The following is a 7380-nucleotide window of genomic DNA, read 5'->3' on the forward strand; positions in this document are numbered from 1 at the left end:
GCACGGCCCGGCCGGACCGTGCCGGNAAGCGCCGCCGGTTCGACTTCGGCCAGATCGGGCAACGCCTCCCGCAGGTCGTCGGCGGTCAGGCGCCTGTTGTCGGTCAGCAGGCAGGCGCGCTCCAGCACGTTGCGCAGCTCGCGCACATTGCCGGGCCAGCGGTGGCGACCCAGCGCCTCCACCGCCTCCGGAGTCAGGCCGCGCAAGGGAAGCCCGGTGCGGGCGGCGATCTCCTGCAGGATCGATTCGGCGATGGCCTCCAACCCGCCCCCCATCTCGGCCAGGGCCGGCAGGCGGATCGGCAGCACATTCAGCCGGTAATAGAGATCCGAACGGAAGCGGCCGTCGCGGATCCGCTGCTCCAGATCGACGTTGGTGGCGGCGATCACCCGGACATCCACCTTCACCGGCCGGTCCGATCCCAGCGGCTCAATCTCCTGCTCCTGCAAGGCGCGCAGCAGCTTGGCCTGGAGGCCGAGCGGCATGTCGCCGATCTCGTCGAGAAACAAAGTGCCGCCGTCGGCGGTCTTGAAGCGGCCTTCCCGTCCCCGCCGGTCCAGCCCGGTATAGGCACCGGGCACCGCGCCGAAGAATTCAGCCTCCAGCAGCGTTTCCGGGATCGCCGCCACATTGACGCCGACGAAGGAGCGGCCGCTGCGCGCCGACAGGCCATGGATGGCCTGGGCGATCAGCTCCTTGCCGGTGCCGGTCTCGCCCAGCAGCAGGATCGGCGCGTCGGTGCGGGCGGCAAGGCGGGCCTTGCGCTTGACCTCCAGACAGACCGGGCTGTCGCCGACATAGCTTTGCAGCGTGTAGCGCGGCTGCCGCCCCTCATCGAGCCGGCGCTTGGTCGCCGCCAGTTCCGCCTCCAGCCGCGACAGCTCGGCCAGCAGAGGCTTCAGCCGGTGCAGGCTGTCATACAGCACGAAGCCGACGGCGCCGATCACCGCTCCCGCATCGTCGGTCAGCGGAAAGCGCGTCACCACCAGCCGCTGGGTTCCGAACAGCATCAGGTCGAGCAGGATCGGCTGGCCGGTCGCCAGCACCTGACGCATTTGCGAGTGGGGGATGATCTCCTCCACCTCGCGGCCGATGGCTTCGGCCGGATCGGAAATGCCGAGCATCCGGGCGTATTTCGCGTTGATCCACACCACCCGCGCGTCGCGGTCGACCGCGACCGTGCCCTCGGACTGGGTTTCCAGCGCCTCGAACAGCGAGGGAATGGCCCGGCTGCGCAGCAGCGCCGCGCTGTCGGGCGACGCATCGAGAAAGTGTCCGTCATCCCGATCCGCCACGCCGTTCGTCTCCGTCAGTTCCATCCCGTCCGTTATCGGACGCCGCTGTCAAAACCGCAACCGCGCCACAAGAGGGCGCAGCGCGCGCCCCAGCCGACATGCCCATCCCAGGGCAACAACTCGGAATGGGCCGGCTGTACCGATGGCAGAGGCGGCGCAACCCATCGGCGGCAAGGCTGTTGGGGAGGGCGTAGTTGCGTTTTCAACAAAATGGGAATCACCAACATGGCGAACCAGAACGAAGGTCGCAGCGCCGGCGGCCAGCATTCCGGCGGCAACTTCAAGAATGATCCGGAACGCGCTGCCGAAGCCGGCAGCAAAGGCGGAAAATCCTCGGGCGGCAACTTCAAGAACGACCCGGAGCGCGCTGCCGAAGCCGGCCACAAAGGTGGCGAGCATAGCCATGGCGGCCAGAACAAGAAGGGGTGAGGTCTCTGCCGGCCGCCCCCGGCTGCCGGTCCCGCCAAGTCCGGAAAAGCGCGCCCCTGTGGCGCGCTTTTTCTTTTCGGTTGCGGCCTTGCGCCGGGTTGGTCAGAGGGTTCATTGTTCGGCCGCTCCCCTTCCCGCCCTTCCCGAGCGCACCGCAATGACCGATCCGCGATGAGCCTGCCATCAGTCCTGCTTCTGGCTGCGGTCGTGGCAACCTTGTGGATCGCGGCGCGCAGCTGGACCCTGCCCGCCTTTCCCGGCCGCACCGATTTCGTCCTGATGCAGTTGTCGGCCGCCTGGTGGTCGACGGCCGTCGCTGTCGAAAGCATGGTGCCGGCTCCCGCCGACAAGCTGTTGTGGGCGGAAATGGCCTGGTTGGGCATCGTCTGTACGCCGAGCCTGTGGGCGTTCTTCCTGTGGTCCTACACCAGGGGCGAGTTGCCGGCGCGCTGGCGGCTGGTGCTGGTGGCCATCGGCCTGGCGACCTGGATGGTGGCATTGACCAACGACGCCCACCACCTGTTCTACAGCGCCGTCCACCCGGTCAACGCGGAACCGGGTGCCGCCCTGGTCTACAGCCACGGATTGTTGTTCTACTTCGTCACCCTCTACATCTACGCCTTCATGGTGATGAGCATCGTCGTCACCGCCAGCAGCATCCACCGGGCGACGCCGGCTTACCGCACCCATTACCTTGGTTTCCTGGTGGTGATGGCGGTGCCGTGGGCCGCCAATGCCGGCTATATCTTCGGCAACCTGACCCTGTTCGACCTGGATCCGACAGCCTTCAGCTTCCTGATGATGGACGGGATCTTCTATTGGCTGATCACCAGGCGGCGCCTGTTCGAGCTGTTGCCGGTGGCCCGCGATGCGCTGCTGGACGCCGTGCCGGACCCGGTGCTGGTGCTGGACAGCGACGGCACCGTGGTGGAGGCCAATCCGGCAGCACAGGCGCTTGCCGGCGATCATGCCGCGATCGGGCGACGGCTTGCCGACCTGCCCGGGCTGTCTGCCCTGTCCACGATGGTCGCCGCCATGTCGGCGACCGCACCGGGACCGCTGACGCTGGACGGCGGCGACTGCCCGCGCATCTTCGAGGTGACCTGGGTGCCGCTGACGGCGGGCGGCGGCGGGCGCGAGGTCGGTTGCCTGGTGATGCTGCGCGATGTCACCCACCGCCGTCTGGCAGAGATGCGGCTGGAGGACACCGTACGCCGCCTCGACCTCGCGCGGCTGGAAACGGAGGAGCGGCTGGTTGCGGAACAGGAGGCCAAGCGGGCGCTCAACGGCTTCCTGTCGATGGCGGCCCACGAGTTCAAGACGCCGCTCGCCATCATCGACGGCGCCGCCCAGCTCCTGCTGATGGATGCGGAGGTCAAGGCCCCTGGCATGCTGCCGCGGCTGGAGAAGATCCGGCGTGCCGTCCGCCGGCAGATCAACATCCTGGAAACCTGCTTGGCCGACGACCGGCTGAACAACCCCGCCTTCGCGCTACGCCGCGACCGGCTGGAGTTCCCGGCCCTGCTGCGCGCCGCCGCCTCGGCGCAAGGCGATGCCGCCCCCGGCCGGCGCATCGAACTGGAGCTGGACGGCTGCCCGGCCCGGATCGTCGGCGACGGTCCGATGCTGGAGCTGTGCGTCCACAATCTGCTGAACAATGCGCTGAAATACTCGGCTCCCGGCACGCCGGTCCGGCTGCGGGCCTGGAGCGAGGACGGGCCGGATGGGCGGTCGCAGCTGGCGCTGTCGATTGCCGACCAGGGCATCGGGATCCCGGACAGCGAGCGGGCGCGGGTGTTCGACCGCTTCTTCCGCGCGTCCAACACCGGGACGGCGGCCGGAAGCGGCGTCGGGCTGAACATGGTCCGCCGTATCGTGGCGCTGCATGGCGGTGCGGTGACGGTGGAGAGCCGGCTGGGCGAGGGCAGCACCTTCACCCTGAGTATTCCACTGGGTGAGGATAGCTTTGGCGAGGAAACGCTCTGCGAGGACCGGATGGCGGGCATGCCGGCCGATTGATCGGTGGGAGAGATCGTTTCTTGCATTGATTGCCCGGTGAAGGGAATAATCCCGCTCCCTCCATCTGGACCCTGGCAATATGAGCGATCACGACCCTACCGTCGTCCGGCCGGTGCCGAAACCCCGCGTCCCCCTGGGCATCGAAGAGGTGCTGGTCGCCGTCACCATGGCGGTGGTGGCGCTGATCACCTTCGCCAACGTCGTGGTTCGCTACCTGACCGACGTCTCCTTCGCCTTCACCGAGGAGTATTCGATTGCGCTGATGGTGATTCTGACCTTCCTCGGCGCCTCGGCGGCGGTGGTGAAGGACCGTCACATCCGCATCACCTTCGTCACCGACAAACTGTCGCCCGTTAACCGCCGCCGGGCCGAACAGTTCGCCATGGCCTGCGTCGCGCTGATGTACGGGCTGCTGCTGGTTTACGGCACCTGGGCGACCTGGGACGATTACCGGTTCGAGGTGACGTCGCCAGCGCTGGGACTGCCGCAGTGGATTTATACGGTCTGGCTGCCGGTCCTGTCGCTGATGGTGCTGGCCCGCACCATCGGACGCATGATCCGCATCCACAAAGGCACGGAACCGCTCGAGACCGGACATATCCCGGAGGGCGAACCGTGATCACCACCCTGCTCTTCGGCTCCTTCCTGGTGATGATGGTACTGGGCGTGCCGATCGCGGCCGCTCTCGGGCTGGCCGGCACCGCCGCGATCGCCTTCGCCCATCTCGGCGTCATCTCGGTTCCGACCAGCGTCTATACCGGCATCGCCAAGTATCCGCTGCTGACCATCCCGATGTTCGTGCTGGCCGGCACCATATTCGACCGCTCGGGCGTGGCGCAGAAGCTGGTGCGCTTCGCCACCGCCATCGTCGGCCAAGGCAAGGGCGCCCTGGCGGTCATCGCCGTTATCGTGGCGATGATGATGGGCGGCATCTCCGGATCCGGCCCGGCCATTGCCGCCGCGGTCTGCGGTGTGATGGCGCCCAGCATGATCCGCGCCGGCTATCCCCGCCCCTACATCGCCAGCGTCATCGCCGCTGCCGCGGCCACCGACATCCTGATCCCGCCGTCGGTCGCGCTGATCATCTACAGCGTTCTGGTGCCGGCCGCCCCAACCACCTCGATGTTCGCCGCCGGCATCATTCCCGGAACGCTGGCCGGTCTGGCCCTGATCATCCCGGTCTTCTGGCTGGCGCGGAAATACAATCTGGGCGCCAAGCTGTCGCACGAACCACGCCCGCCCTTTTGGCGCAGCCTGTGGGACGCATCGCTCGGCCTGTTCGCCAAAGTCATCATCCTGGGTGGCCTGCGTCTCGGCATCTTCACCCCGACGGAAGCGGCGGTGATCGCGGTCGCCTATGGCCTGCTGCTCGGCATGGTGGTTTACCGCAGCATCCGCTTCCGCGATCTCTATTCCATGCTGGTGGAGGCGGCTGAGATCTCTGCCATCATCCTGACGGTGATCGCGCTCGCCAGCGTGTTCGGCTGGGCGTTGAGCACCCTGTCGGTGATCGATCCCATCGCCGACGCCATCATCCATTCAGGACTTGGCGAATATGGCGTGATGGCCCTGCTGGTGGTGCTTCTGACCATCGTCGGCACCTTCCTGGACGGCATCTCCATCTTCATCATCCTGCTGCCACTGCTGATCCCCATCGCCACCGCCTACAAGTGGGACCTTACATGGTTCGGGGTCATCCTGACCTTGATGATCGCCGTCGGTCAGTTCACCCCGCCGATGGCGGTCAACCTGATGGTGGCCTGCCGTATGACCGGCTGCACGATGGAAAGCACCCTGCGCTGGGTGATGTGGCCGCTGGCCACCATGCTGCTGGTGGTGGTCGCGGTGATCGTGTGGCCGGATCTGGCGCTATGGATGCCGCGGCACATGGGCTTCTAGAGCAGGAGGGCGACGTCGCGGCTGGTCAGGTGCAGACTGGCGGCGGCGTCGTACCCGCGCCGGGCGATCTTGCCGACGGCCGCGGCCTCGAAGGCGGCGCGGTGGGAAGCCGCAAAGGCGAGGCAATCCTCAGGCTTCGGCGCCCGCATGCCGAGCAGGTCACGGAAGGCCAACCGGTGAATGGCGCACCAGCCGCCATGCCCTGCCGGGCGGAAGACCAGCGCATCGATGTCCGCGCGCCAGGACAGACCGTCTCCGCTCATTCCCGCAACCCCAGCCGGCGGGCAAGGCGGAACAGGTTGCTGCGGTCAAGGCCGAGCGCGCGCGCAACTTGAGCCCAGTTGCCGCCATGGCGAGCCAGATGTTCGCGGATCATCCGGCGTTCCAGATCCTCCACCGCGACGCGCAGCGGCAGGTCCGGCACCTCCGGCGTTTCCGGCGGGCAGGCTTCCCGCGCCGGCACCAACACCGCCGCCGCACTCCCTTCCCCGTCTTCCAGACCCAGGTCGGTCGGGGTCAGGGTCAGCACGCCGCCGTCCGGCGGGCGGGCGACCCGGGCACGGATGGCACCACGACCGATGGCGTGCTCCAGTTCGCGCACATTTCCCGGCCAGGGATAGGTCAGCATGCGCCGCTCCGCCGCGGGGGACAGGCGCAGATTGCGCAGGCCCAGCCGTGCCCGGTTGCGCTCCAGGAACAGGCCAGCCAGCCGCAGGATGTCGGTGCCGCGGTCGCGCAGCGGCGGAACCCGCAGCGGATAGACGCTGAGCCGGTGATAGACATCGGCACGGAAACGCCCCGCCCTCACCTCCGCCGCCAGATCGCGGTTGGTGGCGGCGACCACCCGCACATCGACGGTGATGTGGCGGTCGGAGCCGACGCGCTGGATCTCGCCATTCTGCAGCGCCCGCAGCATCTTCGCCTGGGCCGCCAGCGGCAGTTCGCCGACCTCGTCCAGGAACAGGGTGCCGCCGTCGGCCAGCTCGAACTTGCCGCGCCGGTCGGCCATTGCCCCGGAGAAGGCCCCGCGCACATGGCCGAACAGCTCGCTTTCCACCAGCGCATCGGGCAGGGCGGCGCAGTTGACATGGACCAGCGGGCCAGCGGCACGGGACGAGCGGGCGTGCAGCCGCCGCGCCACCAGTTCCTTCCCCACGCCGGTCTCGCCCAGCACCAGAACGACGAGGTCGCTGGCCGCCACGGTGTCGATCTCGGTCAAAAGGCCCGCCATCGCCGGGCTGCCGCCGACAGGATCCAGGCCGGGTCCGTGAGACGGATCGTCGAGGATCCGCAAGGCGCCCCCGCCGTCGCCGGTCAGGGATGCGCGCCGCTCCACCACGGCGGCAAGGTCGGCGGCCAGCCTTGCCCAGCCGGCGATCGCCGCTTCCCAACCGTCGAAGCGCCCCTCGTTCAGCGCGTCCAGGGTCAGCATGCCCCATGGCCGGCCATCGACGGCCATGGGCGCCCCGATGCAGTCATGCACATGCAGCCGTTGATTGAGGTCGGGGATCAGCCCGTCATAGGGGTCGGGCAACTCGCAGCCGGCGGGAAAACGCAACGGGCCATCGCCGGCGTGTGCAATCGCCTGCAGGCGGGGATGCTCGTCCAGTTTGAAGCGCCGGCCGAGCGTATCGGGGCTGAGCCCGCGGGTGGCGAGCGGGACAACGCCCATGCTCCCACCGGTGTCATGCCGCAGCAACGCACAGGCATCGCAAGGCAGATGGCGACTCATCAGGTC

Annotated in this window: 7 protein-coding genes; 4 read left to right on the forward strand and 3 right to left on the reverse strand. The window is 68.0% G+C overall.

The features are described from left to right. Positions 1-1319 (reverse strand): sigma-54-dependent Fis family transcriptional regulator (locus I71_RS11800; protein WP_049976059.1); only part of this gene is annotated, 1319 nt, incomplete at its 3' end. A gap of 201 nt (positions 1320-1520) precedes the next feature. Between I71_RS11800 and I71_RS11805 the strand changes: the two genes are divergently transcribed. From I71_RS11805 to I71_RS11820, 4 genes are all read left to right on the forward strand, one after another. Then, entirely contained in the window at positions 1521-1724 is a 204-nt protein-coding gene (locus I71_RS11805; protein ID WP_199902159.1) for a general stress protein, read from the forward strand. A gap of 171 nt (positions 1725-1895) precedes the next feature. Next, positions 1896-3743, forward strand: coding sequence for a histidine kinase N-terminal 7TM domain-containing protein (locus I71_RS34955; protein ID WP_049976060.1), 1848 nt, complete (start codon positions 1896-1898; stop codon positions 3741-3743). A gap of 79 nt (positions 3744-3822) precedes the next feature. Next, positions 3823-4362 carry a TRAP transporter small permease gene (locus I71_RS11815; RefSeq protein ID WP_042695056.1) on the forward strand — a complete coding sequence of 180 codons (540 nt, stop codon included), beginning with the start codon at positions 3823-3825 and terminating at the stop codon, positions 4360-4362. Continuing rightward, entirely contained in the window at positions 4359-5642 is a 1284-nt protein-coding gene (locus tag I71_RS11820) for a TRAP transporter large permease (RefSeq protein ID WP_042695057.1), read from the forward strand. Before I71_RS11815 ends, I71_RS11820 begins: the two co-directional genes overlap by 4 nt. On the opposite strand, the gene I71_RS11825 is transcribed toward I71_RS11820, so the two are convergent. Both I71_RS11825 and norR read right to left on the reverse strand, forming a co-directional pair. Beyond that, positions 5639-5905, reverse strand: coding sequence for a DUF1488 family protein (locus tag I71_RS11825; protein ID WP_042695058.1), 267 nt, complete (start codon positions 5903-5905; stop codon positions 5639-5641). The genes I71_RS11820 and I71_RS11825 overlap by 4 nt on opposite strands. After that, on the reverse strand, positions 5902-7380 hold a 1479-nt coding region (gene norR / locus I71_RS11830; protein WP_042695061.1), incomplete at its 5' end, for a nitric oxide reductase transcriptional regulator NorR. The genes I71_RS11825 and norR, both read right to left, overlap by 4 nt.

It is taken from the genome of Azospirillum sp. B506 (assembly GCF_000333595.1).
Taxonomy (GTDB): Bacteria; Pseudomonadota; Alphaproteobacteria; order Azospirillales; family Azospirillaceae; genus Azospirillum.

Excerpts from the sequence above, each read along its gene's own strand:
- I71_RS11805 (WP_199902159.1), top strand. The coding sequence starts at position 1,521 with ATGGCGAACCAGAACGAAGGTCGCAGCGCCGGCGGCCAGCATTCCGGC.
- I71_RS34955 (WP_049976060.1), top strand. The coding sequence starts at position 1,896 with ATGAGCCTGCCATCAGTCCTGCTTCTGGCTGCGGTCGTGGCAACCTTG.
- I71_RS11815 (WP_042695056.1), top strand. The coding sequence starts at position 3,823 with ATGAGCGATCACGACCCTACCGTCGTCCGGCCGGTGCCGAAACCCCGC.
- I71_RS11825 (WP_042695058.1), bottom strand. The coding sequence starts at position 5,905 with ATGAGCGGAGACGGTCTGTCCTGGCGCGCGGACATCGATGCGCTGGTC.